Genomic DNA, 26,674 nt, shown 5'->3' with positions numbered 1-26,674 from the left:
GGAGCCGGTGGAGCGGGGCCGCGATCCGGAGCGTGCGGACAGAGCGACGGGCAGGCGGCCCCGGCCGCCTGCCCGTCGCTCTTCGCTGCCTGTTCTGCCCGGGCCCCGCCTCAGCGGGGGCCGGCGTCACCTCGTATGACTGCCGCTGCCCGTACCGGGCCTCCCGTACGCCGACGAGGAGGACGCGGTGGACGACGGGGCGTACCCGGGTGCGGAGGCGGGGGAGGACGCCGCGCGGGAGGACGCCGCGGCCGCCCCGCCCCCGGAGTCCGCGGGCCGCCCCTGGGGCGCCGCCTGGGCGGCTGACCCGTTCTCGCGTGCCCGCGCCTGCGCGCCCGCGTCCGACTTGAAGAACCACTCCATCTTCGGCTCCATGGCGAAGCGGAAGGCCCTGCGGACCGGTGAGGTGCACAGGACCGTCATCATCACCGCTGCCAGCACCGTGATGGCGACGCGGCTGGCGGGGTGGTCGACCCAGTCCATGTCGTACCACTCGAACTCGCGCGAGATCTTGATCGGGTAGACGTGGAGCAGATACGCGTAGAGGGTTCCGGCGCCCAGGGCGGTGAACCACATGTGGCGGCGCGGCACCAGGGCGAGGAAGGCCGCGGTCAGCACCAGGCCGCATCCGAAGGTGGCGAGAGTCATCACACCGCCCACCCACGCCGGCGCGCCCAGTTCCTGCGCGGCCTTGTCGTGCAGGAACCAGCCCTTGGACATCCTCGGCACGGCCCAGTAGGCGACCAGCAGCGCACCGGCGAAGACCGGCAGGGCCAGCATCCGGAACCTGCGCCGCGTGACGATCTGGAAGTGCTCGGGCCGCAGCTGGAGACCGAGGACGAAGAAAGGCAGGAAGGTCGCGACCCTCATCAGATTGAGGTCGTTGTTGATGCTCGGGGTGACGCCCGCGGCGACGGCGACCGCGAGCGCGACCGGGAGCGGCCACCGCAGGCTCTTCCACAGCGGCGTCGTCAGCCGCCACAGGAAGAGAGCCACGAGGAACCACAGGGCGAAGCCCGGCTCCTGGTAGTGGAATTCACGGTCGGGGTTGTCCGCCCACCGCATGAAGAAGGTGTAGACCGTCTGGAAGACCACGTACGGCACGAGGACGCCGGTGACGAGACGCTTGATCTGCCGCGACTTCCCAGTGAAGCTGCGCGAGAGGTAGCCCGAGACGATGATGAACGCCGGCATGTGGAAGGCGTAGAGCACGAAGTAGAGCGCACCGGCCATGCGGCTGTCGTCGCGCAGCGGGTCCCACGCGTGCCCGATGGCGACGAGCACGATCGTGAGGTACTTCGCGTTGTCGAGAAAGGGGTCCCGCTGTTCGTCCGGCTTCTTCTTCACCTTTGCCGGCGGCTCCGCGGACGCGCCGGGCGTCGTGGAGGGGGACTCCTGGCGGACCGGGGGGAGCGGGGCCCGCTCATAGCCAGCGTGCAACATCTGCCGCACTTTAGTCCTCGAACCAGTGAGGCGTAAATTCTTGTGGAGATCCCAACACGCCTACCCGTAAGAGACTTCGGCACACCCGTCGAGCAGGTATTTTCCCCGCATCTCTCGAACATCGGGGGCGATGTGCAGTGATATGTCCGTTATGACGTCCGATTCGGCGCCCCTGTACGGGGCTTGTTCCGGGTCGGCCGGGCCGCTTTTTCCGCGTCCACTGTGAGCGAGTCCACAACGCACGGAGAGGTGTGCGCATTTCGCGCCGGCGGAGCACCGAAGAGGCGCCGCTATTGCACATGCTGCATTGTCCCTGCGCACTGCGGGACACGGCGTGGGCCGTCTCGAATTGCCGTCCGTAAAACGGTCCCCCGGTGCCGTGCCCCGCGTGTGACGGCATGCCGACCGCGTGTAGCGCATGTGTGCACGGGGGAGAACCCGAACGACCGGGGCAGGGATCCGCGTCGATGAATCGTCACTCGGCTCCACTCACACGCGACTTGGTGGCACGATGGTCGCGGCGGGGGCGGCGGTGGTGAGGGCCCCTGGGCCGGGTGAAGCGTTCCGAGCGCAAGGGTGTGATGAGTTGTGGCCATTTCACTGTCTGTGGTGCTGCTGCTGGCAGTCATCCTGGTGGTGATGATCAGGGGCGGTTCGATAAAGGCGGGGCCCGCCGTCGTCGCGGTGCTCTTCGGCTTCTTCCTGGCGTCGACCGGCATAGCGCCGTCCATCAACCGGTTCATGAACTCGCTGGCGGACATGGTCAACCAGATCAGCTTCTGAGCGCTCCGGCGCATCCGTACCGCGTCCCGGGAACACGCCGGAGGCCCGGCTCCCCTCGGGGAGCCGGGCCTCCGGCGTCTGCGGAGCGGGCGACGGGAATCGAACCCGCGTAGCTGGTTTGGAAGACCAGGGCTCTACCATTGAGCTACGCCCGCGAGCGCCTCTCGCCTCACCGGGAACCCCGGCTTCGCTCACACCTCACGCGTGTGTGCGATGACGGACCGGCTGAGCCGGGCCGCCCGAGCGGCACGAACTGCATCGTAGTGCATGTTCATCCGGCGCACTATTCCGATCCGCCGCTGCCGTGCTCGAAGCCCCCGGGAGCTGTGAGCGCGCCGCCGGGCGCGGCAATCGGGCCCAGAACTCCCCGCCGGGCGCGGCCTCGCCCCGAAGCGGCCCGGTCATTCCGGGGCCCGGGAGCCGTCCTCGCGGGCGTGGGACTCGACCAGCTCCGTGATGTGCTGGGCGAGCAGGCCGCTCACCGGCAGGTGGACGCCGAGATCCCGGGCGGTGGCGATCACGTCCCACAGGTCCTTGCTCCAGGACCGCTCCCGCACGGGAGTGCCCATGCGGTCGTAGTCGGCCGCCATCCGGTCGAAGAAGCCCCAGTTGCGGGCCACCCAGGAGTCCCCCAGGCCGGTGCGGGTGATCTCCAGGACGCGCTCTTCGGGGACGCCGTACGCGCCGGTGAGGTCGAGGGCCTCGTGGACACCGGCCAGCGCGCTGAACATCATCAGCTGGTTGGCCAGCTTGACCGCCGAGCCGGCGCCGGACGGGCCGACGTGTGAGACGTGTGAACCCACCGCCTCGAGCAGCGGCTTCGCCCGGCGGAACGTCTCGGCCTCCCCGCCGGCCATGATCGTCAGGTCGCCGGTGCCGGCCCGGTCCGGGCCGCCGCTCACCGGGGCGTCGAGCACGCCGACACCGCATCGCGCGCCCGTCTTGGCCAGCCGCACCGCCGTCCTCGGAAGGACCGTGCTGTGCAGCACCACCACGGAGCCGGGAGCGAGGGCTGCGAAGAGGCCGTCGTCCCCGGTCAGTACGCGCTCGACGGCCTCGTCGTCAGGGACGGCGAGGGCGAGCAGGGAGCTGTCGGCGAGATCCGCCGGCGTGGCTGCTGCTCCGGCCCCGGCTTGTACGCATTCCGCGATGCGGCTCGGGTCGAGGTCGAACACCGTCACCGGCCATTCCTGGCGGAGCAGTGTGCGGACGATGGGCAGGCCCAGATTTCCCAGGCCGACGAAACCGGTCTTCATGTCAGCCGATCATTCCTTCGAGAAGCCGTGACGAGTCCCGGGACCGGCGCATCCGGTACACCGAGTACGCGGAAAGGCCCGCCACCACCAGCCCCATCGGCGGGAAGGTGAAGGCCCCCAGCACGCTCACCGCGAGGCCGGCCAGGGCGATCGACCGCCATGTCCGGTGGTTGCGTTCGTGCGCGGCCGCGGCGGTCCGGACGGCCTGAGCGGGAGGCGGCTCGGCCGGGGCCGCGGGCGCCGGCCGCGGCCGGGCCCCCAGCCCCAGGGCGATCAGTGCCAGGACGGCGAACAGTCCCGCCGGACCGTAGGACTCCTCGGTGAAACGCAGAACCGACAGCAGGGCCAGGCAGCCGGCCACGACGGTGCTTCCAGGACGCATGATCTCCTCCTTACGCGAAGAGCTGCCAGGTCGAGACGACTCCGAGCAGCGTCAGCACGAGCCCCGAGACGATCACCCACCAGCGGCCGGCGGTGCTGAGCCGGTACTGCTCGGGCAGCACCTTCTTCTCGGTCCAGACGAGGGCGAGGCAGAACACGCCGCTCATCAGCAGACCGCCGAGGACGGAGGCCGGCGTCACGATGAGCACCACCTCGCCCACCGTCCACACCAGGATCAGTGAGGTGATCAGCAGGTAGACGTAGAGGTAGGGGCGGACGGCCCGCTGCCCCGCGAGGCGCACCCGGTCCGAGACCGCGCCGAGGCTCTCGTAGGCGGTGTAGCTGTACATCTCCCAGAAGGCGTAGAGAGAGCCGAAGAAGGCGAAGAAGACCGCGACGTAGTACAGGTACTCGAAGGTCGGGTGGACCGCGGTGAGGAAGCCGGCCTGGTGGGTGAGGGTCTGGTTCCCGTCGGGGACCAGCCGCGACTCCGACAGCAGCGACGCTCCGTTGACCATGAACATGATGGAGAAGACGGTGATCGCGGAGAAGGAGAGGACCGCGTCGCCCAGCGGAGCACGCGACCAGGCCCGTGCCTTGGCCGCCTCACCGGGTGCGGAGGACAGCGGCAGTCGCCGCCCCCGTCCCGCGTCCGCGTACCGTTCGCTGAAGCGGTGCACGTCGCGGTGGGCGAGCATCCCCCACTTCTTCTCGCGGAGCATGCCCGTGTAGCCGATGTAGTCGTACGTGCCGCCGCCCACGGCGCCCAGATAGGCACCGATCTCCAGCCAGACCGAACGCTCGGCGATGTCCGGGTAGTCGGCCTGCAGCCAGCCGGCGTACTCCGGGACGGTCGGGACGAAACCTTTGAGCGCGCCCAGCCAGTCGGGCTGCAGTACGACCACGCTCACCGCGACGGCCAGCAGCATGAAGCCGACGATGACGGTCTGCGCCGTCTCCAGCTTCGCGTATCCGCCCACCCAGGACAGCACCGCGGAGAGGACGATGAGCAGCGAGGCCCACAACGCGCCGGTGCCCAGGCCGGATTCGGCGATCAGATCTCCGATGCCCAGACCGAGTCCGCTGACCCAGGACGGGATCACGGCTATCGACGTGGCGCCGAAGACGATCGGGAACCAGCCCCTGGGCCCGGGGAAGACCGTCGCCCAGCGGGTCATGGGGTGTTCGCCCGCCACCACCATGTAGCGGTTCATGGAGTAGGCCAGAGCGGCCTTGGTTATCGCCGCGATCACGAACGCCCAGATGAGCGCGTAGCCGAACACCGACCCGCCGCGGGAGGCGAAGATCATTTCGCCGCTGCCGATGTTCGCCGAGGCGACGATGGCACCGGGACCGAGGACGCCCACGGCTCCCACCAGGGTGAGGCGCCTGCGGAGTCTGGAAGGCGGCTCGGGGTAGGTGAGGGCCTCGCCGCCGGCGGTCGTCTGCTGTTGGTCCGTCATACGGCATCACTCCGTCGTGCTGCTTGCGGGGCCAGTTCGCGGGCGCCGTCCAGTTCCATGCTGTGGAGCTTGGCGACGCGCCGGCGGAAGTGCTCTTCGGTGCTGAATTCGGCGTTCAGGTACGCGCGCAGGACCTCTTCGGCGGTGACGGGGCCGATGATCCAGGCGCCCATGGCGAGCACGTTGACGTCGTCGTGCTCGACGCACTGGTGGGCGCAGAAGGTGTCGTGGCACAGGGCGGCGCGGATTCCGGGAATCTTGTTGGCGGCGATGCACGCTCCGACGCCCGTGCCGCACAGCAGTACGCCGCGGTCCACCTCTCCCTTCCGTACCGGGTCGCACACGAGCCGGGTGATGTCGGGGAAGTCGACCGGGTCCGTCGTGTGGGTGCCCACGTCGACGACGTCGGTGCCCATCCGGTCCAGAACCTGTTTCACGTGGTCCTTGAGTCCCAGACCGCAGTGGTCGTTGCCGAGAGTGATGCGCATTCAGTTACCTCCGGTGGTGCGGGCGGTGCCGAGTTCGTGGTGTCGGGGGAAGGCCTCCTGCGTCCCGGGGCGCGTGACGGCGACGGAGGCGGCGAGTACGGCGGTCTCGATCGCCGACGCCTCGTCGGCTCCCCGGCCGAGCGCCGCGGCGAAGTAGCCCGCGAAGGCGTCCCCCGCGCCCACGGTGTCCGTGGCTTCCACCGAGGGGGCGGGGAACCGGCGTGGGTCACCGCCGCGGGTGGCGATGGCTCCCCCGGCTCCGAGCGTGGCGACGACCAGGCAGTCGTTCCGCAGGGCGAGGGAGCGGACGCAGTCCTCGACGGAGGGGGGCCGCCCGGAGGCGTCGGCCGGCGGTGCCTGCGGCGGCGCTCCGGCCGCCTCCAGAAGGCGCGCCTCGTGCTCGTTGACGAGCAGCACGTCGACATCCGGGAGCGGGAAGCCGAGGTCCTCGGGGACCGGCGCCACGTTGAGGACGACGGTGGCGCCACGGGACGCGGCGAGCCGGCCGGCCCGGCGTACGGCGTCGAGCGGCACCTCGCACTGCATGAGCAGCACGTCGCCGGTTCCGAGCGGACCACAGGCCACCGCGACGTCCGAATCGTCCAGGAGCCCGTTGGCGCCGGCCGTGACAGCGATCATGTTCTCGCCGCCCTGCTCGACCAGGATCGTGGCCGTGCCGGTGGGCACACCGGGGCCGACCCGCACGCCCTCCGTGTCCACGCCCTCCCTGCCGAGGGCCCGGAGCAGCAGGTCGCCGCCCTCGTCCGCGCCCCAGGCGCCGACCATCCGCACGGCGGCGCCCGCCCGTGCGCAGGCCACGGCCTGGTTGGCGCCCTTTCCGCCGGGAAGCCGGTGCAGGCTTCCGCCCGCGACCGTCTCTCCCCTGCCCGGCAGTCGCGGGACGCTGGTGACGATGTCGAGGTTGAGGCTGCCGAACACGGTGACGGTGCCCATCACCGCGTCTCCGTCCGCCTGTTGCGGGCGGTGGTCTGCCGCCGGACGACGTGGACGTCGAGCATCTCGCTCGTCGGTCTGCCGCCGTTCACGGCGCCCTCCATCAGCAGGGCGGCAGCACGGCGGCCGAGTTCCTGGATCGGCTGATGAACGGTGGTCAGGCCGGGCCGCAGGTACGACGCCAGATGGATGTCGTCGAACCCCACGACGCCGACCTCCTCCGGAACGGCCAGTCCGACGTCCTCCAGCGCACGCAGCGCGCCGATCGCCATCAGGTCGTTGCCGCAGAACACGGCGGTGAAGGGACGGCGACGGCGGCGCAGCGCACGAAGGGCGTCGTAGCCGCTCTGCTCGAGGAAGTCGCCTTCCACGACGAGGGAGTCGTCGTAGCGGAGCCCGGCGTCCTCCAGCGCTTCCCGGTAGCCGTCGTGCCGGTCGCCGGCGACGGACAGATGCGCCGGACCGCGGATGTGCGCGATCTGCTCGTGGCCGAGCTCGATGAGGTGCTCGGTCGCGAGACGGCCGCCGCGCCGGTGGTCGCTGCGCACCACCCACGCGGTGTCGATGTCCGTGTCGCGGTCCACGGTTGCCACCGGGAGTCCCGCGAGCGCCGCGGAGAGCTGATCCGCTCGGCCCAGTCCGCCGACCAGGACGACGCCGTCCACCCGCTTCCGCCGCAGGTGCAGCACCTCCTGTACGGCGATGTCGGTGTCCTCCGCCGTCTGGCACAGCAGCAGCAGGCTGCCGCGTTCCGTGGCCACCTCCTGGACCCCCTTGACCAGTTCCGGGAAGAACGGGTTGGTGATGTCGGGGACGAGCACCGCGATCGTTCCCGTCGACTTGCCGTGCAGGCTGCGCGCCAGATCGTTCGGTTCGTAGCCGAGTCTTCGTGCGGCGCTCAGCACACGGTCACGGGTGGCCAGACCGACACGACCGCTGTCGTTGAGCGCGCGCGACACCGTGGTGATGGAGACGCCCGCTTCGTCGGCCACATCCCGGATGGTCACCATGAACGGACCCCTGGACGTTCGTTTGCGCACTCACTCTGGCGATCTTGGTCAAACGTTTGCATGCGGAGAAGCTATGGATCCCGCCACCGCGCGGTCAAGACTCTTGAAGCGCTCTCTTCGGGGCGGTGCCGGCTCCGGACACGTTCCGCGTGCGCTGTGGATACGCGCGGTGGGCATCCGGTCGCTGCCGGTGCCACCGCGGGTGCTCCCGGGGCCGCCGGGGCGACTGCGCGCTTCGCGCGCCGCACGCGCCGCCCCCAGCGGCCGGGCGTGCGCCGGCGCCGGGGAGCGGTCCCCTCCGCCCCGTTCTGCCCGCAGGGGTGTCCGCAAGCGCACCGGGGAGCGGTCGCTGCCGTGACCTGCGGCTGAAGAAGTACCCGGGACGGAGGGCGTGGAAGTGCATGTACTCTACGTCTCGCACTGACGGGGTGTGGCGCAGCTTGGTAGCGCGTCCGCTTTGGGAGCGGAAGGTCGTCGGTTCGAATCCGGCCACCCCGACCACGTACTATGCAAGACGCGCGCGCCTGAGCCGTGTCCGGACCAGAGTCGTATACGGGGCGCCCCAGCGAAGTGTGAAATCCCCAGCAGTCAGCCCCAAGGAGACCGACCGTGAAGAGCGCCGTGGAGACCCTGAACCCCACCCGGGTTCGGCTCACTGTCGAGGTGCCCTTCGAGGAGCTCAAGGACAGCCTCGACGCGGCGTACAAGAAGATCAACCAGCAGGTCACCGTGCCCGGTTTCCGCAAGGGCAAGATTCCTGCCCGGGTGATCGACCAGCGCTTCGGGCGCGGTGCGGTGCTGGAGGAGGCCGTCAACGACGCGCTGCCGAAGCTCTACCAGTCCGCTGTCGAGGAGGGTGAGCTCAATCCGCTCGGCCAGCCCGAGGTCGACATCACGGACCTGAAGGACAACGAACTGCTCGCCTTCACCGCCGAGGTGGACATCCGGCCCGAGATCGAGATCCCGGACTACTCCGGTATCGAGGTCGAGGTCGAGGCCGCCGAGGTCTCCGACGAGGACATCGACGAGGCCGTCGAGCAGCTGCGTGAGCGCTTCGCCTCGACCACCGTCGTCGAGCGCGCCGCGGCCGAGGGCGACGTCGTCAAGATCGGCCTGGAGGCCAAGGTCGACGGCGAGGTCCTGGAGGACGGCGTCGCCGAGGGCGTCGACTACACGATCGGCTCCGGCGAGCTGCTCGACGGCATCGACGACGCCGTCACCGGCCTGGAGGCCGGCGGCAGCACCACCTTCACCTCCGAGCTCAAGGGCGGCTCCGCGGCCGGCCGTGAGGCCGAGGTGGCCGTCAGCGTGGAGTCCGTCTCCGCCCGCGAACTGCCCGCCCTGGACGACGACTTCGCCCAGCTCGCCAGCGAGTTCGACACCCTGGAGGAGCTGCGCGAGGACAGCCGCAAGCGGCTCGGTCAGCAGAAGAAGTACGAGCAGGCCACCGATGCGCAGGAGAAGGTGCTCGAAGCCCTCCTCGGGCTCGTCGAGGTCCCCGTCCCGGAGAAGCTGCTCGACGAAGAGGTCAACACCCGCAAGCACAACCTGATCAACCACCAGCTCGGGCAGATGGGCATCGACCTGCCGACGTACCTGCAGATGCAGGACAAGAGCGAGGAGGACTTCGACGCCGAGCTCAAGGAGCAGGCGGAGAAGGGCATCCGCACCCAGTTCGTCCTCGACGAGCTGGTCACCAAGGAGAAGCTCAACGTCAGCCAGGAGGAGCTCACCGAGCACCTGATGCGCCGTGCGCAGTCCTCCGGCATGAGCCCCGACCAGTTCGCCCAGGCCGTCGTCGAGGGCGGCCAGGTGCCGATGCTCGTCGGCGAGGTCGCGCGCGGCAAGGCGCTGGCCGCGGTCGTCGAGTCCGTCACGGTCAAGGACACCAACGGTGAGGTCGTCGACCTCGACGACGAGGACGAGACCGCCGAGACGGTCGAGGCCGGGGCGGACGAGGCCGGGGCGGCCGGCGAGCAGCCCGAGGAGACCTCCGCGAAGGCCTCCGACGGCTCCTCCGAGGAGAGCTCCGAGAAGGAGCAGGGGAAGTCCGAGGGCTGACCCCGCACGGGCCGCCGGAGACGTTCCCGCGCCTTCCGGCAAGCACGCACGAAGGGCCGCTCCGCGACGGATGCGGGGCGGCCCCTCGCGTGCGGACAGGCCCGCGGACCTGCGCTCACAGCGAACAGCTCCGGCTGCGGGATGGCGCCGCCGGTGGTGCGCGTTAGGGTCCGAAGTACACGAAGACCCCAGTGACGGCACGCCTTCGGCGACCGTCCGGACACGAGCAGGTGGACACGTGACGCTTCCGATGCCTTCCGCCGCCGCTGAGCACCTTGGTGGTGGCCTCGGCGACCAGGTCTACAACCGGCTGCTCAACGAGCGGATCATCTTCCTCGGCCAGCCCGTCGACGACGAGATCGCCAACCAGATCACCGCTCAGTTGCTGCTCCTTGCCGCCGACCCCGACAAGGACATCTTCCTCTACATCAACAGCCCCGGTGGATCGATCCAGGCAGGCATGGCGATCTACGACACCATGCAGTACATCAAGAACGACGTGGTCACCATCGCCATGGGCCTCGCCGCCTCGATGGGCCAGTTCCTGCTCAGCGCGGGTACACCCGGCAAGCGCTTCGCGCTGCCGAACGCGGACATCCTCATCCACCAGCCCTCCGCCGGGCTCGCGGGCTCCGCCTCGGACATCAAGATCCACGCCGAGCAGCTGCTGCGGACGAAGAAGAAGATGTCCGCCCTCTCCGCCCAGCACACCGGCCAGACCGAGGAGCAGTGGACCCGGGACGCGGACCGCGACCGCTGGTTCACCGCTGAAGAGGCGAAGGACTACGGCCTTATCGACGAGGTGTACGGCAGGGCGTCCCAGCTTCCGGGCGGCGGCGGCACCGGCGCGTGAGCCGCGCCACAGGACCGCAGGCTCAGCAGCACCGACCGCAGTCAGCCCACCACCAGGAGAAGGCTCCGATGACCAATCTTCCCGGACTCCCCGGACTCCGCGGCATTCACGGCGCGGAGAGCGCGCACGCCTCCGAGGGCCGCTACACGGGTCCCGAGGCCGAGTCGCGCTACATCGTCCCGCGCTTCGTCGAGCGCACCTCGCAGGGCGTTCGCGAGTACGACCCGTACGCGAAGCTGTTCGAGGAGCGTGTCATCTTCCTCGGCGTCCAGATCGACGACGCCTCGGCCAACGACATCATGGCCCAGCTGCTGTGCCTGGAGTCGATGGACCCGGACCGTGACATCTCGCTCTACATCAACTCGCCCGGCGGCTCGTTCACGGCGCTCACGGCCATCTACGACACGATGCAGTTCGTGAAGCCGGACATCCAGACGGTCTGCATGGGCCAGGCCGCATCAGCGGCCGCCGTGCTGCTCGCCGCCGGCACCCCGGGCAAGCGGATGGCGCTGCCCAACGCCCGCATCCTCATCCACCAGCCCTACAGCGAGACGGGCCGGGGCCAGGTCTCCGACCTGGAGATCGCGGCGAACGAGATCCAGCGGATGCGTGTGCAGCTGGAGGAGATGCTCGCGAAGCACTCCACCAGGGAGATCGAGAAGATCCGCGACGACATCGAGCGCGACAAGATCCTCACCGCTGAGGAGTCCCTCGAGTACGGACTGATCGACCAGATCGTCTCCACCCGCAAGTCGTCGGTCGGGATGGGAGTCTGACGCCGGCGCACGTCACCCACCCTCCTTGGCCCGCCTCCACCGAGTCGGTCCAAGGGGGGCCCAATTCGACGGCCCGGCAAGGTACCGTCGTCAGAGCATGTACCACGGTCCGTCTCAGCGAAGGACCGGTCCCAGGCGAAGGGGAAGCACCTCGTGGCACGCATCGGTGATGGCGGCGATCTGCTCAAGTGCTCGTTCTGCGGGAAGAGCCAGAAGCAGGTGAAGAAGCTGATCGCAGGCCCAGGCGTGTACATCTGCGACGAGTGTATCGACCTGTGCAACGAGATCATCGAGGAGGAGTTGGCCGAGTCCTCGGAGGTGCGCTGGGACGACCTTCCCAAGCCCCGTGAGATCTCGGAGTTCCTCGAGGGGTACGTGGTCGGCCAGGAGTCCGCCAAGAAGGCCCTCTCGGTGGCCGTGTACAACCACTACAAGCGCGTCCAGGCCGGGGAGAACGGCGGTCCGCAGGGCAAGGACGACGGCATCGAGCTGGCCAAGTCCAACATCCTGCTGCTCGGGCCGACCGGTTCCGGGAAGACGCTGCTGGCCCAGACTCTCGCCCGTATGCTCAACGTCCCCTTCGCCATCGCCGACGCCACGGCGCTCACCGAGGCGGGCTATGTGGGCGAGGACGTCGAGAACATCCTGCTGAAGCTGATCCAGGCGGCCGACTACGACGTCAAGAAGGCCGAGACCGGGATCATCTACATCGACGAGATCGACAAGGTCGCCCGTAAGAGCGAGAACCCGTCGATCACACGGGACGTCTCGGGTGAGGGCGTCCAGCAGGCGCTGTTGAAGATCCTGGAGGGCACGACCGCCTCCGTCCCGCCCCAGGGCGGCCGCAAGCACCCGCACCAGGAGTTCATCCAGATCGACACGACGAACGTGCTGTTCATCGTGGGCGGCGCGTTCGCGGGCCTGGAGAAGATCATCGAGTCGCGTGCGGGTGCCAAGGGCATCGGCTTCGGCGCGACCATCCGCTCCAAGCGGGAGCTGGAGGACAGCAACCAGTTCGAGGACGTCATGCCCGAGGATCTGGTGAAGTTCGGGATGATCCCCGAGTTCATCGGCCGTCTTCCCGTGATGACGAGCGTGCACAACCTCGACCGCGAGGCGCTGCTGCAGATCCTGCTGGAGCCGCGCAACGCCCTCGTCAAGCAGTACCAGCGCCTGTTCGAACTCGACGGCGTCGAGCTGGACTTCGACCGTCCGGCGCTGGAGGCCATCGCCGATCAGGCGATCCTGCGCGGCACCGGCGCGCGCGGTCTGCGCGCCATCATGGAAGAGGTCCTGATGTCGGTGATGTACGAGGTGCCCTCCCGCAAGGACGTGGAGCGCGTCGTGATCACCGAAGAGGTCGTCCACTCGAATGTGAACCCGACGCTGGTGCCGCGCTCCCGCGGCAACGACCAGGAGCGGCACGAGAAGAGCGCATGACGGCAGCCGCGGCAGCGGGTGCCGTGGCGTAGGAGGGGGCTCCGGCCGCACAGCCGGAGCCCCCTCCTACGCCGTTTTCCGGTCCGGTCCGGTCCGGTCCGGTCCGGACCGGACCGGACCGGACCGCCTGCCGCGTCAGCCCGTCTCGGTCAGGGCGTCCTCGCGTACCTTCGCCGCGAGTTCGGCGGTCTCCTCCAGGCTCACCGGCTCCGTGGAGGTGCCGTCCCGGGTGAGGATCATCGAGGTGACCGTGCCGACGGTGCTCGCGTCCGCCCAGCCGCACATGGCCAGGCCCATGGTGGATATCCGGTACTCGCGGCACTTGAGCACGTCGCCGTCGAAGCCGGACGGTGAGAACTCCTCCAGCTTGCCCTTGGCCTTGGCGCCCGTCTCCGTCTTCAGCGACCGGCCCGTCTGCTCGAAGACCCAGTCCACGGCCTTCCCGGGGTCCTCCACCGTGCCCCAGGCGCCGCCGAGTTGAAGCTTCTTGGTGAATCCCGCCTTGTACTCGGCGCTGACGTCCTCGCTGCTCTTCATCCCGGGCACGCTCTTGTCGCCGAAGGCCTTCCCGTCGCCCTTCTCGCCCTTGCCGTCCCGCTCGTACTCGCCCGCGACCGTCCGGGGCGTCGTCAGCTCGTACGCGGGCGTGCCGCCGGGGCCGAAGAGGAAGTAGCCGCCGGCGAGGGCCCCCACGACGGCCAGAGCGCCGACGGCGACGGCCGTGGTCCTCGCCCTGCTGCTGCTGCCGCCGCCGCTCCGGGTGGGAGAGGCCTCGCCGGGAGGTTCCGGCTGTCCGTGCGTGCCTGACTGGTTGTCACTCATCGTGGGGGTCTCCTCCGTCCGGCGAAGGGCGCCCGGCACGGAGGCACCGGACGCCCGAATGAGCCTGCCCTGCGGTTACTTGATCTCGACGCGCACGTCGTCACGCAAATCCGCCGCCAGGTCCGCGACCTTGTCGGCCGTCATGGCGTTGCCCGTCAGGTACGCGCTGGAGTCCATGGCGGAGACCATCACCACGGTGCTGTGGTCACCCCACATGCACAGCGGAGCCCTCACCTCCGAGGGGCGGCTGGAGCTGGAGCTGCCGAGGGTGACCTTGACGGTCTGGCACTTCATCACCGCTTCGTCACCGAGCCCGGCGGGCTCCGCCTTCTCGGGGCTGCCCTCCAGCGTGGACCTGGTGCCGCTGCCGCGCGACGCGTCCTGACGGGACTCCTCGGCCATCTTGGCGAAGGCGGCGTCCACGGTGCCCTCGGGGTCGTCGACATCGCCCCAGACGCCCTCGAAGTTGAGGTTCTTCCCCTGGGTCCCGTCGCCGGCCCGGTAGGCACCCTTCTCCCCCTGGGGGTTGTCGACCCCGGCCCTCTCGTAGGCGTTGAGGTCGCTGTTGTCGAAGTCCGCGGACGAGCCCAGCGGGGAGCGCTTCTCGTACTCGCCGACCACGGTCTGGGGCGACGTCAGCTTGTACTTCTTGCCGTCGTCCGCCACCGAACCGCCGTCCGGTGCGAAGAGGAGGAAGCCGCCGACGACCGCGCTGACGATCACGAGCGCGCCCACGACGATCGCGATGGTCCTGCCCGTGTTGCCGCCGCCCTGCGGAGGCATCGGCATGCCGGGCTGCCCGGGCTGCCCCCACGGTCCGGGCTGGCCGTAGGGACCCGGCTGCCCGTAAGGGTTCGGCTGCCCGGGCTGCTGCGGGTAGCCGTAGCCGGGCCCTCCCGGCGCGCCGGCCGGACCGCCCTGGGCGTAGGGGTTCTGACCGGCCTGCGGCGGCTGTCCGTAGGGGCCTGGCTGCGGTGGCTGCTGGCCGTACGGGCCTGGCTGGTTGTGACTCATGGCGGCGCTTCCCCTCCGTTTGATGTGCGCCGCGTGGATTCCGCGGCCTGCACACGCTTACGCGCTCCCTACATCTTCGCGGACGCCACTGACGGCGGCTGCACCGGTGGCGAAACCGATTCGAGACTGCGACATTGACGCCCGTACACTGCCGTCGTGACCGAGAACACTCAGCAGAGCCCGCCAGCACACGGGCCGGACGCCGCAGCCCCAGCAGACCTGCCGACGCAGTACGCGCCGGCCGAGGTGGAGGGGGAGCTGTACGAGCGCTGGGTAGCGCGAGGTTACTTCGAGGCGGACTCCAAGAGCGACAAGCAGCCGTACACCATCGTCATCCCGCCGCCCAACGTCACCGGCTCCCTCCACCTGGGCCACGCCTTCCAGCACACGCTGATGGACGCGCTCACGCGCCGGAAGCGCATGCAGGGCTACGAGGCGCTGTGGCTGCCGGGCATGGACCACGCGGGCATCGCCACCCAGAACAAGGTCGAGCAGCAGCTCGCCGAGGAGGGCAAGTCCCGTCAGGACCTGGGCCGTGAGGCGTTCGTCGAGCGGGTCTGGGAGTGGAAGGAGGAGTACGGCGGCAAGATCCTCGGCCAGATGCGCCGCCTCGGCGACGGCGTCGACTGGACGCGTGAGCGCTTCACGATGGACGAGGGCCTCTCGCGCGCCGTGCAGACCGTCTTCAAGCGCATGTACGACGACGGGCTGATCTACCGCGCCGAGCGCATCATCAACTGGTGCCCCCGCTGCCTGACGGCCATCTCCGACATCGAGGTGGAATACCAGGAGGACGACGGCGAGTTGGTCTCCATCCGCTACGGCGAGGGGGAGGACTCCGTCGTCGTCGCGACCACCCGTGCCGAGACGATGCTCGGCGACACCGCTGTCGCGGTGCACCCCGGCGACGAGCGGTACGCGCACCTGATCGGCAGGAAGATCAAGCTGCCGCTGACCGACCGCTCGATCCCGGTCGTCGCGGACGAGCACGTGGACCCGGAGTTCGGTTCCGGCGCGGTCAAGGTCACCCCGGCCCACGACCCCAACGACTTCGCGATCGGGCAGCGGCACGACCTGCCGGCGCTGACCGTCATGGACGAGCGCGGCGTCATCACGGCGCACGGCCCCTTCCAGGGCCTGGACCGCTTCGAGGCCCGCTCCACGATCGTGGGGGCCCTGCGTGAACAGGGCCGCATCACCGGCGAGAAGCGCCCGTACACGCACAGCGTCGGGCACTGCTCGCGCTGCAAGACCACGGTCGAGCCGCGGCTGTCCATGCAGTGGTGGGTCGGCGTCGCGCCGCTGGCGCAGGCCGCCGGTGACGCGGTGCGCGACGGGCGGGTGAGGATCCACCCCGCCGACATGTCCGCCCGCTACTTCGACTGGGTCGACAACATGCACGACTGGTGCATCTCGCGCCAGTTGTGGTGGGGCCACCGCATCCCCGTCTGGTACGGCCCGGACGGCGAGGAGCGCTGCCTCGGCCCGGACGAGCAGCCGCCGCAGGGTGAGGGATGGACCCAGGACCCGGACGTCCTGGACACCTGGTTCTCCTCCGGGCTGTGGCCCTTCTCCACCCTGGGCTGGCCCGAACAGAGCCAGGATCTGGCGAAGTTCTACCCGACGGACGTCCTGCTGACCGGCCACGACATCATCTTCTTCTGGGTCGCCAGGATGATGATGTTCGGGCTGTACGCGATGGACGGGGTCGCCCCCTTCCACACGATCGCCCTGACGGGCCTGGTCCGTGACGAGCACGGCAAGAAGATGTCCAAGTCCTTCGGCAACGTCGTCGACCCGCTGGACTGGATGGAGGAGTACGGCTCCGACGCGCTCCGCTTCACCCTGGCCAACGGCGCCAACCCCGGTACGGACGTGCCGATCGGCGAGGACTGGGTCAAGGCGTCCCGCAACTTCGCCAACAAGATCTGGAACGCCACGCGCTTCGCGCTGATGAACGGCGCCACCGTCGGGGGCCCGCTCCCGGACGTCCGCGAACTCGCCGCCGCCGACCGCTGGATCCTCTCCCGGCTGGGTTCCGTCGTCACCGAGGCCGACGGCTACTACGACGACTACCAGTTCGCCAAACTCTCCGACACCCTCTACCACTTCGCGTGGGACGAGGTCTTCGACTGGTACGTGGAGCTGTCCAAGACCACCTTCGCCGCGGGCGGCCGTCCGGCGGAGGTCTCCCGGCGCGTCCTGGGTGAGGTGCTGGACGTCATGCTGCGGCTGCTGCACCCGGTGGTCCCGTTCGTCACCGAGTCGCTGTGGACCACACTGACGGGCGGCGAGTCCGTCGTCGTCGCCTCCTGGCCCGCCGACTCCGGCTTCCGGGACGCCGCCGCCGAGCGCGAGATCGGCGCGCTCCAGCAGGCCGTCACAGAGGTCCGCCGCTTCCGGGCCGACCAGGGCCTCCAGCCCGGGCAGCGGGTTCCCGCGCGGCTCGCCCTGGAGGGCACCGGCCTGGCCGCGCACGAGGACGCGATCAGGCAGCTGCTGCGGCTCGATCCGGCGGGCGAGGGCTTCCACGCCACGGCCTCGCTGCCCGTAGAGGGCGCCACGGTGGAGCTGGACCTCTCCGGCGCCATCGACGTCGAAGCGGAACGCAAGCGGCTGACGAAGGCACTGGGCGCGGCGGAGAAGGAGCTGCGGCAGACCACGGCGAAGCTGGAGAACGAGGGCTTCCTCGCCAAGGCTCCCGACCATGTCGTCGAGAAGATCCGCGAGCGCCGCGCCACCGCCGAGTCCGACATCGCCCGCATCGGGCGCCAGCTGGAGCAGCTGCCCGGCGCGTAGGGCCGCGGGCGGCCGACCGTCCGGCGCACGGCCCCGCGGTGTGCACCTTGAGTTCTGGTGGACGCCGCGGGGCCGTCACGTTCCGGGAGCCGTCCGGTTCGCGGCGGCCGCCGCCCGCGGTCGGGGCGCCCTCAGGCCCGTACGTAGACTGGGCGCCGTGAGTGACCTGCCCCAGCCCCCCGAGAACGACCCCGGCGACGACCGGGACCCGCAGACCCCGGAGAACGGCACGTCCGGTCCATCCGGCTCCGACACCGACTCCGGCTCCGACACCGACTCCGGCTTCGAGGAGATCGTCGGCGCGGAGACCGACCGGGATCCCGACCTCGCGGTCATCGAGGCGGGCAGCCGCACTCTCCGCGCGCAGGCCGACCCTCCGCAGGCCGACGTCGTGCCCTCCCGCCCCGAGGACCCGGAGACGAACCGGGCGCTGCGCGAGGTCGAGGCCGAGCTGGCCCGGCGCTGGCCGGAGACGAAGCTCGACCCGTCCCTGGACCGCATCCGTGCGCTGATGGACGTGCTGGGCGAGCCGCAGCGCACGTACCCCTCCATCCACATCACGGGGACCAACGGCAAGACCAGCACGGCCCGCATGGTGGAGGCGCTGCTGAGCGGTTTCGAGCTGCGCACCGGCCGCTACACCTCGCCGCACGTGCAGTCGATCACCGAGCGGATCAGCGTGGACGGCGCCCCCGTCACCGCGGAGGCGTTCATCGAGGCGTACGAGGACGTCAAGCCGTTCGCGGACATGGTCGACGCTCAGCAGCCCCACCGGCTCTCCTTCTTCGAGATGCTCACGGGCATGGCCTACGCGGCCTTCGCCGACGCGCCCGTGGACGTCGCCGTCGTCGAGGTCGGCATGGGCGGCGGCTGGGACGCCACCAACGTCATCGACGCGGGCGTCGCCGTCATCACGCCCATAGCGCTCGACCACGTCGCGCGGCTCGGTGAGACCCCGGAGGCGATCGCGGGGGAGAAGTCCGGCATCGTCAAACCGGACGCGACCGTCGTGCTGGCCCAGCAGCCGGTCGAGGCCGCTTCGGTGGTGCTCAAGCGGGCCGTCGAGGTGGATGCCACGGTCGCGCGGGAGGGCCTGGAGTTCGGTGTGGTCGCCCGTGAGGTCGCCGTCGGCGGGCAGCTGATCACGCTGCGCGGGCTCGGCGGGGAGTATCCGGAGATCTTCCTTCCGATGCACGGCGCTCACATGGCGCACAACGCGGCGGTCGCGCTCGCGGCCGTCGAGGCGTTCTTCGGGATCGGCCGCAGCACGGACCAGGGGCGCACCCTCGACACCGACGTCGTCAGACAGGCGTTCGCGTCGGTCTCCTCGCCGGGCCGACTGGAGGTGGTGCGCACCAGCCCCACCGTCCTCCTCGACGCCGCGCACAACCCGGCCGGGGCACGCGCCGCCGCGGAGGCCGTGAGCGAGGCGTTCAGTTTCAGCCATCTCGTCGGGGTCGTCGGGCCCAGCGGCGACAAGGACGTACGGGGTGTGCTGGAGGCCTTCGAGCCGGTCTTCTCGGAGGTCGTGGTCACCAGCAACTCCACGCACCGCGCCATGGACGTCGACGCGCTGGCCGCCGTCGCCGTCGAGGTCTTCGGTGAGGAGAGAGTCCAGGTCGAGCCCCGCCTGGACAGCGCGCTGGAGGAGGCGATCACCCTCGCCGAGGGGGAGGGCGAGTACGCCGGAGCGGGCGTGCTGGTCACGGGGTCGGTCATCACCGCGGGTGAGGCCCGGCTGCTGCTGGGGAGGGCTCGCTGATGCGGACACTCTGCGCGAGCACGCTGCTGGGTGAGTTCTTCGTGATCGGCTTCGCCGGTCTCGTCGCGATGCGCACGAGCGACGTACCGGCGGGCACCCTGTGGGCGGTGTGCGGTGCCGCGATGGTGCTGTGCCTGCTCCTGTGCGGTGCGGTCACACGTACGGGGGGCGTGCACCTGGGATGGGCGCTCCAACTGGGCCTGGTCGCCTCCGGCTTCGTGGTGCCGGTGATGTTCTTCCTCGGCGCCTGCTTCGCCGGACTGTGGTGGGCGTCGGTCCACTTCGGGCGGAAGGTGGACGAGGCGAAGGCGGCCCGCGCCCGCTCCACGACCGAGCCTGACACTGTGTGACTGCGGTCTTCGCCGACGTGTAGCCTCTGGGCACTCGCACCCCGCTGTACCGCATTTCCCGAGGAGCCCCCACCATGAGCCAGCGCACTCTCGTCCTGTTCAAGCCCGACGCTGTACGCCGCGGCCTGATCGGTGAACTCCTCCGCCGTGTCGAGAGCAAGGCCGACTGGCGGATCACGGCACTGGAGTTGCGCACGCTGGACCGCTCGACGCTCGAGCAGCACTACGCCGAGCACGTCGGAAAGCCTTTCTACGGGCCGCTGGTGGATTTCATGGAGTCCGGACCCTCGGTCGCCCTGATCGTCGAAGGTGAGCGCGTGATCGAGGGCGTACGGGCACTGGCCGGCCCCACCGACCCGATTGCCGCAGCACCGGGCTCCATTCGGGGGGATTTCGGGACCATTGTCCGCGAAAATCTGATTCACGCATCGGACTCGGAGGAGTCCGCGGAGCGTGAGGTGAAGATTTTTTTCCCGAACTTTAGCTAGCCTTCCACTGACACGGCATCAGTCCTGAAAGCCTGCTTGACCTGGGGTGACCGACATTTCCCGGTCGCACCCGGGCATACGCGGGAGGGTTCGGGGGAACGCATCACTCCGACACGACGTCACTGGTTACAGGGACGACGGCACTTGCGCCGACAATGGCGGGACACCCTTGCTGGGTGTTCGAGTGACCGCGACTACGATGGAACCTCGCGCCCGAACGGTCAGCGCGGACACCCTCTCCTGCCGTCCTCCACACACATCGCTCCAGTTGGAAGGCCAGACGCATCCTATGGCGAACAACATGTCGTTCATCGGCCGTGATATGGCTGTCGACCTCGGGACCGCCAACACGCTGGTGTACGTCAGGGGTCGCGGGATCGTCCTCAACGAGCCGTCGGTCGTCGCCATCAACACCAATACGGGCGGCATTCTGGCGGTCGGTGCCGAGGCGAAGAAGATGATCGGCCGCACCCCCGGAAACATCGTGGCCGTGCGTCCGCTGAAGGACGGCGTCATCGCCGACTTCGAGATCACCGAGCGGATGCTCCGCTACTTCATTCTCAAGATCCACAAGCGGCGCTATCTCGCCCGTCCCCGTGTGGTCATCTGTGTTCCCTCCGGTATCACCGGGGTCGAACGGCGTGCCGTCATCGAGGCGTCGACGCAGGCGGGTGCCCGGCAGGTGCACATCATCGAGGAGCCCATGGCGGCCGCGATCGGCTCCGGGCTCCCCGTGCACGAGGCCACCGGCAACATGGTCGTCGACATCGGCGGCGGCACGACCGAGGTCGCCGTGATCTCGCTCGGCGGCATCGTCACCGCCCAGTCGATCCGTGTCGCGGGCGACGAGCTGGACAACGCGATCATCCAGCACATCAAGAAGGAGTACAGCCTGCTGCTCGGCGAGCGCACCGCCGAGAGCATCAAGATCACGATCGGCTCCGCGCACTCGCTGGACAAGGACGAGCACACCGAGATCCGCGGCCGTGACCTGGTCAGCGGCCTTCCCAAGACGGTCGTCATCTCGGCCGCCGAGGTCCGCAGAGCCATGGAGGAGCCGGTCAACGCGATCGTCGACGCGGTGAAGACCACGCTCGACAAGTGCCCCCCGGAGCTGTCGGGGGACGTCATGGACCGCGGGATCGTGCTCACCGGCGGCGGCGCGTTGCTGCGTGGTCTCGACGAGCGGCTGCGCAGCGAGACGGGCATGCCGATCCACATCGCCGAGGACCCGCTGGATTCCGTGGCGCTGGGCTCCGGCAAGTGCGTCGAGGAGTTCGAGGCGCTGCAGCAGGTCCTCGACTCCCAGCCGAGGCGATGAGCACCGGGCGGGCCCGCTGTGCGGGTCCGCCCCGTGAACGACCACCAGTCCGTACGACGGATCACTCACCGTTCCGTAGTGCGGTATTCACGGCTCCGGGAGACGAACCGGGCCGACTGACCGACGAAAGGCACGGCCGCCGCACGTGAGGGACACACGAGAGAGTCGGCTGCTCCTCGTCCTCTTGATCGCCATCGCGTTCGCACTGATCACGGTGGACATCAGGAAGGGCGAGCAGTCTCCGATGGACAGCGCGCGGCGGGTCGCCGCCTCCGCCTTCGGCCCGGTGGAGAACGGGGTGGCGGCCGCTGTCGACCCCGTGGGCAACTCCATCGCGGCGGTCCGCGACTCCGGTGTGCGGCACGACCGGATAAGCCGTCTGGAGGCGGAGAACGCCCGTCTGAAGCGGGAGCTGGGCTCCGACGACCGTCACCGTGCCCGCTCCCAGGAGCTGGACAGGCTGCTGAAGACGGCCGGAGCCGGAGGCTACGGACTCAAGGGCGCCCAGGTCATCGGGATCGGCGCCGCCCAGGGCTTCTCCTGGACGGTCACCCTCGACGCCGGCCGACAGGACGGCATCGCCCGCGACATGACGGTCATCAACGGCGACGGCCTCGTCGGGCGCGTCACCACGGTCAGTGCGTCGACGGCGACGGTGCTCCTCGCCAACGACCCGGACTTCTCCGTCGGCACCCGCATGGAGAAGAGCAGCGAACTCGGCTTCGCCACGGGACGCGGCGGCGACTCCATGACCGTCCAGCTCCTGAACGGCAAGGCCGAGGTGAAGAAGGGCGACCGGATAGTGACTTTCGGCTCCCGGGACGACAAGCCCTTCGTGCCGGGCGTGCCCGTCGGGACCGTCACCAAGGTCGACAGGACCGGTGGTGACCTGACGCGCAGCGTGAGCGTCCGCCCCTTCGTGGGCTTCAGCAAGCTCGACATCGTCGGCGTGGTCGTCCAGCCGCCGCGTGAGGACCCGCGTGACGACGTGCTGAAGTCCAAGAAGCCGGCGAAGCCCAAGCCCGCCCCGACGGTGACCGTGACCAAGACGCCGAGCCCCGGCGAGTCGGAACCCAGGAGCTGACCGATGCACATCAACCGGATTCTGCTCTCGGCCGTCCTTGTCTTCGGGGCGCTGATCGTGCAGGTGAGCGTGCTCGCCAGGCTTCAGCTGCCCGGCGCGGTGCCGGACCTGCTGCTGCTGGTCGTGCTGGGACTGGCGATGGTCTACGGACACACGACCGGTGCGCTGACCGGCTTCGCCGGTGGACTCCTCGCCGACCTGGCACCCCCCGCCGAACACGCCGTGGGCCGCTACGCGCTGGTGCTCTGCCTGATCGGCTACGTCGCCGGACTGACCAAGCCGGACAGCGGCCAGCACCGCTCGGCGACCGTGCCGATGCTGGTGGTCGCCAGTGCGGCCGTCAGTTCGACGCTGCTGTACGCGGGTGTCGGCACCCTTGTGGGTGACACGGCGGCGGGCCAAGTGGCCCTGCTGCCGCTGCTGTTGACGGCCACCCTCTACGACCTGCTGCTGGCGCCCTTCGTCGTACCGATGATCATGTGGCTGGCGCGCCGTACCGAGCGTGCCCCGATCACCTCGGACGCCTCCGGTGTCGGCAGCATGGGCCGCGCGGACAGAGGCGCCTACGGCTGGCTCACTTCGGGTACGGGCCTGCAGGTGGGCGGCGGCGGAGGCGGCCTCTTCGGCAGAGCTCGCAAGAGCGGCACGGTACGCAACGCACGCAACGGGAAAGCGATCCGGATGGGCATCCAGCGGGGCAGCCTGCTGGAGCGGTCGGGGCGGAAGGGCAAGACGAAGATCAAGGGGGTCAAGCGGCTGTGAGCAACCTCCCGGAGACCGGGCGTTCCCACCGTGTGAACATCCGGCTCGTCGCGATCCAGATCCTGGTGATGTCGCTGCTGCTGACCCTGGGCGGGCGCCTGTGGTATCTCCAGGTCCGCAACGGCGACGAGTACCAGAAGGAAGCCGCCGGCAACCACGTGCAGCAGGTCGTGCAGCCCGCCACCCGAGGAGCCATCCTCGACGCGCGGGGCGTGCCGATCGCCGACAACGAGACGCGCCTGGTGGTCTCCGCCTCCCGCACCGAGCTGATGAAGATGGACGACAAGGGCAAGGCCGTCCTCACACGCCTGGCCGGTGTCCTGGACATGAGCCCCAAGACCGTACGGGAGAGGGTCCGGCTCTGTGACGCCGAGACGCCGCAGCCCTGCTGGAACGGCTCGCCCTACCAGCCCATCCCCGTCACCGACGAGGCCACCACCCAGCAGGCGCTGCAGATCCGTGAACGCGCGGAGGACTTCCCCGGCATCACCGCCGAGCCCACGGCCCTGCGCCGCTACCCCGCCCCGTATGGCGCCAACACCTCACAGGTGCTGGGGTATCTCTCACCCGTCACCGATGAGGAGATCGAGAAGGCCAAGGACACCGACTCGCCCTTCCTCTCCTCCGACGAGATCGGCCGCTCCGGCCTGGAGCGCACCTACGACAGCATCCTGCGCGGCAGTTCCGGCGTGACCCGCTACGAGGTGGACAACCTCGGACGCGTCATGGGCCGTGCCAAGAGCGACAAGGCCAAGCCCGGCTCCAGCCTCGTGACGAGCATCGACTCCCGCGTGCAGGCCGTCACTGAGCGCGAGTTGCTCACGGCGATGAAGAACGCCCGCAAGGAGTTCGACGACAACACCGGCCGGAACTACAAGGCCGACGCGGGCGCCGCCGTCGTGATGGAGAACAAGACCGGACGGGTGGTGGCGATGGCCTCCAACCCCGAGTACGACCCCAACGCGTGGATCGGCGGCATCTCCGGCAAGGAGTACCAGAAGCTCACCGGGAAGAAGTCCAACTACCCGCTGCTGAACCGCTCCATCCAGGGCCTGTCCGCCCCCGGTTCGGTCTTCAAGGTCATCTCCACCGCGGCGGCCGTGAAGGCGGGCAACAAGTTCGGGGGCAACTACGACTGTGCGTCCTCGTACAGCGTCGGCGGGCAGGTCTTCAAGAACTACGAGTCCGAGAGCCACGGCACCATCGACCTCGGCCGTGCGCTGGAGGTCTCCTGTGACACCGTCTTCTACGACCTCGCCTACAAGCAGTGGCTCAAGGACGGCGGCAACAAGCCGAAGAAGAACGCCAAGGACTGGTTCTACAGGACGGCCCACGAGTTCGGGCTCGGCAAGGAGACCGGCGTCGACCTCCCCAACGAGGTCACCGGCCGCGTCCCGGACCGCCAGTGGAAGAAGGACTACTGGGAGGCCAACAAGGACGCCTGGTGCAAGCAGGGCAAGGACGCCAAGTCCTACGCCGAAAAGATCGCCAAGGAGAACTGCGTCTCCGGAATGAAGATGCGCGCCGGTGACAGCGTCAACTACTCCATCGGACAGGGCGACACGCTCGTCACACCGATCCAGATGGCCGTGATCTACAGTGCGATCGCCAACGGCGGGACCATGTTCGACCCCACGCTGGGCAAGGCGACGATGAGCCCGGACGGCAAGACCATAAAGGAGATCGAGCCGGAGGCCCACGGCAAGCTTCCGGTGGACAAGAAGACGCTGAAGAAGATGGACAGGGCGCTGGCCGGAGTGGCCGAACGCGGCACGGCGGCATGGCGCTTCGGCGACGCCGGCTGGCCACAGGACAAGATCAAGATGCATGCCAAGACCGGTACGGCCGAGGTCGCGGGCAAGCAGACCACGTCCTGGTTCACGACCTACACCAAGGACTACACGGTCGTCATGACCATCTCCCAGGGCGGCACCGGCTCCGGTGCCTCGGGCCCGGCCGTACGCAACATCTACAACGCGATCTACGGCGTCGACTCCAAGGGCGGCATCGACAAGGACAGCGCGCTGCTGCCGGAGCCCGAGAAGGAGCTCCCCGAGGTCGACGGCCACGGCAACATCGAGGCCCGGCACGACGACGACTTCAAGGAGCGTGCGGAGCGCGCCTCCGCGGGTGACCCGGCAGCCGGAGCGGCCGGATGAGCACGCGCACCTACTCCCTCGACGGCTACGGGCCGCAGAAGCGCTCCGCGTGGGGCCGGCTCACGGCGGACGACTCCGCGGTCTGGCGGCTGGACTGGGTGATGGTGCTGGCCGGGCTGGGCCTGTCCGTCATCGGCTCGCTCCTGGTGTGGTCGGCCACCCGCAACCGCACCGACCTCAACCAGGGCGATCCGCACTACTTCCTGACCCGGCACGCGCTGAGCCTCGTGGTGGGGCTGCTGCTGATGGCGGCCACGGTCTGGGTCGGCCACCGCAGGCTGCGCGGCGCCGTGCCGTTCCTGTACGGCGCCACGGTGCTGCTCGCCCTTCTCGTGCTCACCCCGCTCGGCGCGACCATCAACGGACAGCGCGCCTGGCTGCATCTGGGCGGCGGATTCTCGCTGCAGCCCGCCGAGTTCATCAAGATCACCGTGATCCTCGGCATGGCGATGCTGCTGGCCGCCAAGGTGGACGCGGGCGACAGGGAGCACCCCGACCACAGAACGGTGCTGCAGGCGCTGGGCATGGCGGCGGCGCCCATCGCGATCATCATGCTGATGCCGGACCTCGGCTCGGTGATGGTCATGGTCGTGATCGCGCTGGGCGTGCTGCTCGCCTCCGGTGCGTCCAACCGCTGGATCGTCGGGCTGGGCATCGCCGGCGCCGCCGGGGCCGTACTGGTGTGGGCGCTCGGTCTGCTCGACCAGTACCAGATCAACCGCTTCGCCGCCTTCGCCAACCCCGCGCTGGACCCGGCCGGTGTCGGCTACAACACCAACCAGGCGCGGATCGCGATCGGTTCGGGCGGTCTGACCGGCAAGGGACTCTTCAAGGGTTCGCAGACCACCGGCCAGTTCGTCCCCGAGCAGCAGACCGACTTCGTCTTCACCGTGGCCGGTGAGGAACTGGGCTTCCTGGGCGGTGCGTTGGTCATCGCGCTGCTGGGTGTGGTGATCTGGCGGGCGTGCCGCATCGCGCGGGAGTCGACCGAGCTGTACAGCACCATCGTGGCGGCCGGCGTGATCGCGTGGTTCGCCTTCCAGTCGTTCGAGAACATCGGCATGACGCTGGGCATCATGCCCGTCGCCGGTCTTCCGCTGCCGTTCGTCTCCTACGGAGGCACGTCGATGTTCGCGGTGTGGATCGCGGTGGGGCTGCTGCAGTCCATCAGGGTCCAGCGTCCCGTCTCCGCGTAGCACGGGGCG

Annotated in this window: 23 protein-coding genes and 2 tRNA genes; 15 read left to right on the top strand and 10 right to left on the bottom strand. The window is 69.4% G+C overall.

Annotated features, from left to right (window positions below):
* Positions 1 to 126 precede the first annotated feature (126 nt).
* The gene (locus H343_RS30770) at positions 127 to 1,443 is read right to left on the bottom strand and encodes an acyltransferase family protein (protein ID WP_078505661.1); all 1,317 of its coding nucleotides are present in this window, start codon (positions 1,441 to 1,443) and stop codon (positions 127 to 129) included.
* Between the two features lie 588 nt (positions 1,444 to 2,031).
* Between H343_RS30770 and H343_RS0115005 the strand changes: the two genes are divergently transcribed.
* On the top strand, positions 2,032 to 2,226 hold the full coding sequence (locus tag H343_RS0115005) for a hypothetical protein (protein WP_051265275.1): 195 nt from the start codon (positions 2,032 to 2,034) through the stop codon (positions 2,224 to 2,226).
* A gap of 84 nt (positions 2,227 to 2,310) precedes the next feature.
* Here the strand turns inward: H343_RS0115005 and H343_RS0115000 are convergent.
* From H343_RS0115000 to H343_RS0114970, 7 genes are all read right to left on the bottom strand, one after another.
* Positions 2,311 to 2,381, bottom strand: a tRNA-Gly gene (locus H343_RS0115000).
* A 246-nt stretch (positions 2,382 to 2,627) separates the two neighbouring features.
* Entirely contained in the window at positions 2,628 to 3,482 is an 855-nt protein-coding gene (locus H343_RS30765) for an NAD(P)-dependent oxidoreductase (protein WP_037903840.1), read from the bottom strand.
* A gap of 1 nt (position 3,483) precedes the next feature.
* Positions 3,484 to 3,864, bottom strand: coding sequence for a hypothetical protein (locus H343_RS35285; RefSeq protein ID WP_028431819.1), 381 nt, complete (start codon positions 3,862 to 3,864; stop codon positions 3,484 to 3,486).
* 10 nt (positions 3,865 to 3,874) lie between these two features.
* Positions 3,875 to 5,326, bottom strand: coding sequence for an Nramp family divalent metal transporter (locus tag H343_RS30760; RefSeq protein WP_051265273.1), 1,452 nt, complete (start codon positions 5,324 to 5,326; stop codon positions 3,875 to 3,877).
* Entirely contained in the window at positions 5,323 to 5,814 is a 492-nt protein-coding gene (locus H343_RS0114980) for an RpiB/LacA/LacB family sugar-phosphate isomerase (RefSeq protein WP_028431818.1), read from the bottom strand. The genes H343_RS30760 and H343_RS0114980 overlap by 4 nt, the downstream gene beginning before the upstream one ends.
* Entirely contained in the window at positions 5,815 to 6,768 is a 954-nt protein-coding gene (locus H343_RS0114975) for a ribokinase (RefSeq protein WP_037903839.1), read from the bottom strand.
* On the bottom strand, positions 6,768 to 7,778 hold the full coding sequence (locus tag H343_RS0114970) for a LacI family DNA-binding transcriptional regulator (protein WP_028431816.1): 1,011 nt from the start codon (positions 7,776 to 7,778) through the stop codon (positions 6,768 to 6,770). Before H343_RS0114970 ends, H343_RS0114975 begins: the two co-directional genes overlap by 1 nt.
* 424 nt (positions 7,779 to 8,202) lie before the next feature.
* On the opposite strand from H343_RS0114970, the gene H343_RS0114965 reads away from it, so the two are divergent.
* The 5 genes from H343_RS0114965 (at position 8,203) to clpX (ending at position 12,908) form a co-directional block, all read left to right on the top strand.
* Positions 8,203 to 8,279, top strand: a tRNA-Pro gene (locus H343_RS0114965).
* Between the two features lie 108 nt (positions 8,280 to 8,387).
* A complete protein-coding gene (gene tig / locus H343_RS0114960) occupies positions 8,388 to 9,839 on the top strand; it encodes a trigger factor (RefSeq protein WP_028431815.1) in 1,452 nt (483 codons plus the stop codon).
* A gap of 250 nt (positions 9,840 to 10,089) precedes the next feature.
* On the top strand, positions 10,090 to 10,692 hold the full coding sequence (locus H343_RS0114955; RefSeq protein WP_028431814.1) for an ATP-dependent Clp protease proteolytic subunit: 603 nt from the start codon (positions 10,090 to 10,092) through the stop codon (positions 10,690 to 10,692).
* Positions 10,693 to 10,760: 68 nt separating this feature from the next.
* On the top strand, positions 10,761 to 11,468 hold the full coding sequence (locus H343_RS0114950) for an ATP-dependent Clp protease proteolytic subunit (RefSeq protein ID WP_028431813.1): 708 nt from the start codon (positions 10,761 to 10,763) through the stop codon (positions 11,466 to 11,468).
* A 153-nt stretch (positions 11,469 to 11,621) separates the two neighbouring features.
* Complete coding sequence (gene clpX, locus H343_RS0114945; protein WP_028431812.1) at positions 11,622 to 12,908, top strand: ATP-dependent Clp protease ATP-binding subunit ClpX; 1,287 nt, start codon at positions 11,622 to 11,624, stop codon at positions 12,906 to 12,908.
* A gap of 135 nt (positions 12,909 to 13,043) precedes the next feature.
* Here the strand turns inward: clpX and H343_RS30755 are convergent, their stop codons facing one another.
* Positions 13,044 to 13,730, bottom strand: a complete 687-nt coding sequence (locus H343_RS30755; RefSeq protein WP_051265271.1) for a hypothetical protein — start codon at positions 13,728 to 13,730, stop codon at positions 13,044 to 13,046.
* Positions 13,731 to 13,805: 75 nt separating this feature from the next.
* Positions 13,806 to 14,744 carry a hypothetical protein gene (locus H343_RS0114935; protein WP_028431811.1) on the bottom strand — a complete coding sequence of 313 codons (939 nt, stop codon included), beginning with the start codon at positions 14,742 to 14,744 and terminating at the stop codon, positions 13,806 to 13,808.
* Between the two features lie 156 nt (positions 14,745 to 14,900).
* On the opposite strand from H343_RS0114935, the gene H343_RS0114930 reads away from it, so the two are divergent.
* The 9 genes from H343_RS0114930 to rodA all read left to right on the top strand — a co-directional run bounded on the left by H343_RS0114930 (position 14,901) and on the right by rodA (position 26,665).
* Positions 14,901 to 17,543: a valine--tRNA ligase gene (locus tag H343_RS0114930; RefSeq protein ID WP_028431810.1), complete on the top strand. Its 2,643-nt coding sequence runs from the start codon at positions 14,901 to 14,903 to the stop codon at positions 17,541 to 17,543.
* A gap of 157 nt (positions 17,544 to 17,700) precedes the next feature.
* A complete protein-coding gene (gene folC, locus H343_RS30750) occupies positions 17,701 to 19,305 on the top strand; it encodes a bifunctional tetrahydrofolate synthase/dihydrofolate synthase (RefSeq protein ID WP_078505659.1) in 1,605 nt (534 codons plus the stop codon).
* Positions 19,305 to 19,655 carry a DUF4233 domain-containing protein gene (locus tag H343_RS0114920; protein ID WP_028431809.1) on the top strand — a complete coding sequence of 117 codons (351 nt, stop codon included), beginning with the start codon at positions 19,305 to 19,307 and terminating at the stop codon, positions 19,653 to 19,655. Before folC ends, H343_RS0114920 begins: the two co-directional genes overlap by 1 nt.
* Positions 19,656 to 19,729: 74 nt before the next feature.
* On the top strand, positions 19,730 to 20,143 hold the full coding sequence (gene ndk, locus H343_RS0114915; protein ID WP_028431808.1) for a nucleoside-diphosphate kinase: 414 nt from the start codon (positions 19,730 to 19,732) through the stop codon (positions 20,141 to 20,143).
* A gap of 301 nt (positions 20,144 to 20,444) precedes the next feature.
* On the top strand, positions 20,445 to 21,464 hold the full coding sequence (locus H343_RS0114910; RefSeq protein WP_028431807.1) for a rod shape-determining protein: 1,020 nt from the start codon (positions 20,445 to 20,447) through the stop codon (positions 21,462 to 21,464).
* 145 nt (positions 21,465 to 21,609) lie between these two features.
* A complete protein-coding gene (gene mreC, locus H343_RS0114905) occupies positions 21,610 to 22,548 on the top strand; it encodes a rod shape-determining protein MreC (RefSeq protein ID WP_028431806.1) in 939 nt (312 codons plus the stop codon).
* Between the two features lie 3 nt (positions 22,549 to 22,551).
* Positions 22,552 to 23,310 carry a rod shape-determining protein MreD gene (mreD, locus tag H343_RS0114900; protein ID WP_028431805.1) on the top strand — a complete coding sequence of 253 codons (759 nt, stop codon included), beginning with the start codon at positions 22,552 to 22,554 and terminating at the stop codon, positions 23,308 to 23,310.
* Complete coding sequence (gene mrdA / locus H343_RS30745) at positions 23,307 to 25,469, top strand: penicillin-binding protein 2 (protein WP_078505657.1); 2,163 nt, start codon at positions 23,307 to 23,309, stop codon at positions 25,467 to 25,469. Before mreD ends, mrdA begins: the two co-directional genes overlap by 4 nt.
* Entirely contained in the window at positions 25,466 to 26,665 is a 1,200-nt protein-coding gene (rodA, locus tag H343_RS0114890; protein ID WP_028431804.1) for a rod shape-determining protein RodA, read from the top strand. Before mrdA ends, rodA begins: the two co-directional genes overlap by 4 nt.
* Positions 26,666 to 26,674: the final 9 nt, after the last annotated feature.

The organism is Streptomyces sp. TAA204, assembly GCF_000424965.1.
This window is presented reverse-complemented; position numbering and strand designations above follow the sequence as displayed.

Bases quoted from the DNA above. Each gene is read 5' to 3' on its own strand.
- H343_RS30770 (WP_078505661.1), bottom strand. From the start codon at position 1,443: ATGTTGCACGCTGGCTATGAGCGGGCCCCGCTCCCCCCGGTCCGCCAG.
- H343_RS30765 (WP_037903840.1), bottom strand. From the start codon at position 3,482: ATGAAGACCGGTTTCGTCGGCCTGGGAAATCTGGGCCTGCCCATCGTC.
- H343_RS35285 (WP_028431819.1), bottom strand. From the start codon at position 3,864: ATGCGTCCTGGAAGCACCGTCGTGGCCGGCTGCCTGGCCCTGCTGTCG.
- H343_RS30760 (WP_051265273.1), bottom strand. From the start codon at position 5,326: ATGACGGACCAACAGCAGACGACCGCCGGCGGCGAGGCCCTCACCTAC.
- H343_RS0114980 (WP_028431818.1), bottom strand. From the start codon at position 5,814: ATGCGCATCACTCTCGGCAACGACCACTGCGGTCTGGGACTCAAGGAC.
- H343_RS0114975 (WP_037903839.1), bottom strand. From the start codon at position 6,768: ATGGGCACCGTCACCGTGTTCGGCAGCCTCAACCTCGACATCGTCACC.
- H343_RS0114970 (WP_028431816.1), bottom strand. From the start codon at position 7,778: ATGGTGACCATCCGGGATGTGGCCGACGAAGCGGGCGTCTCCATCACC.
- H343_RS0114955 (WP_028431814.1), top strand. From the start codon at position 10,090: ATGCCTTCCGCCGCCGCTGAGCACCTTGGTGGTGGCCTCGGCGACCAG.
- H343_RS0114950 (WP_028431813.1), top strand. From the start codon at position 10,761: ATGACCAATCTTCCCGGACTCCCCGGACTCCGCGGCATTCACGGCGCG.
- H343_RS30755 (WP_051265271.1), bottom strand. From the start codon at position 13,730: ATGAGTGACAACCAGTCAGGCACGCACGGACAGCCGGAACCTCCCGGC.
- H343_RS0114935 (WP_028431811.1), bottom strand. From the start codon at position 14,744: ATGAGTCACAACCAGCCAGGCCCGTACGGCCAGCAGCCACCGCAGCCA.
- H343_RS0114920 (WP_028431809.1), top strand. From the start codon at position 19,305: ATGCGGACACTCTGCGCGAGCACGCTGCTGGGTGAGTTCTTCGTGATC.
- ndk (WP_028431808.1), top strand. From the start codon at position 19,730: ATGAGCCAGCGCACTCTCGTCCTGTTCAAGCCCGACGCTGTACGCCGC.
- H343_RS0114910 (WP_028431807.1), top strand. From the start codon at position 20,445: ATGTCGTTCATCGGCCGTGATATGGCTGTCGACCTCGGGACCGCCAAC.
- mreD (WP_028431805.1), top strand. From the start codon at position 22,552: ATGCACATCAACCGGATTCTGCTCTCGGCCGTCCTTGTCTTCGGGGCG.
- rodA (WP_028431804.1), top strand. From the start codon at position 25,466: ATGAGCACGCGCACCTACTCCCTCGACGGCTACGGGCCGCAGAAGCGC.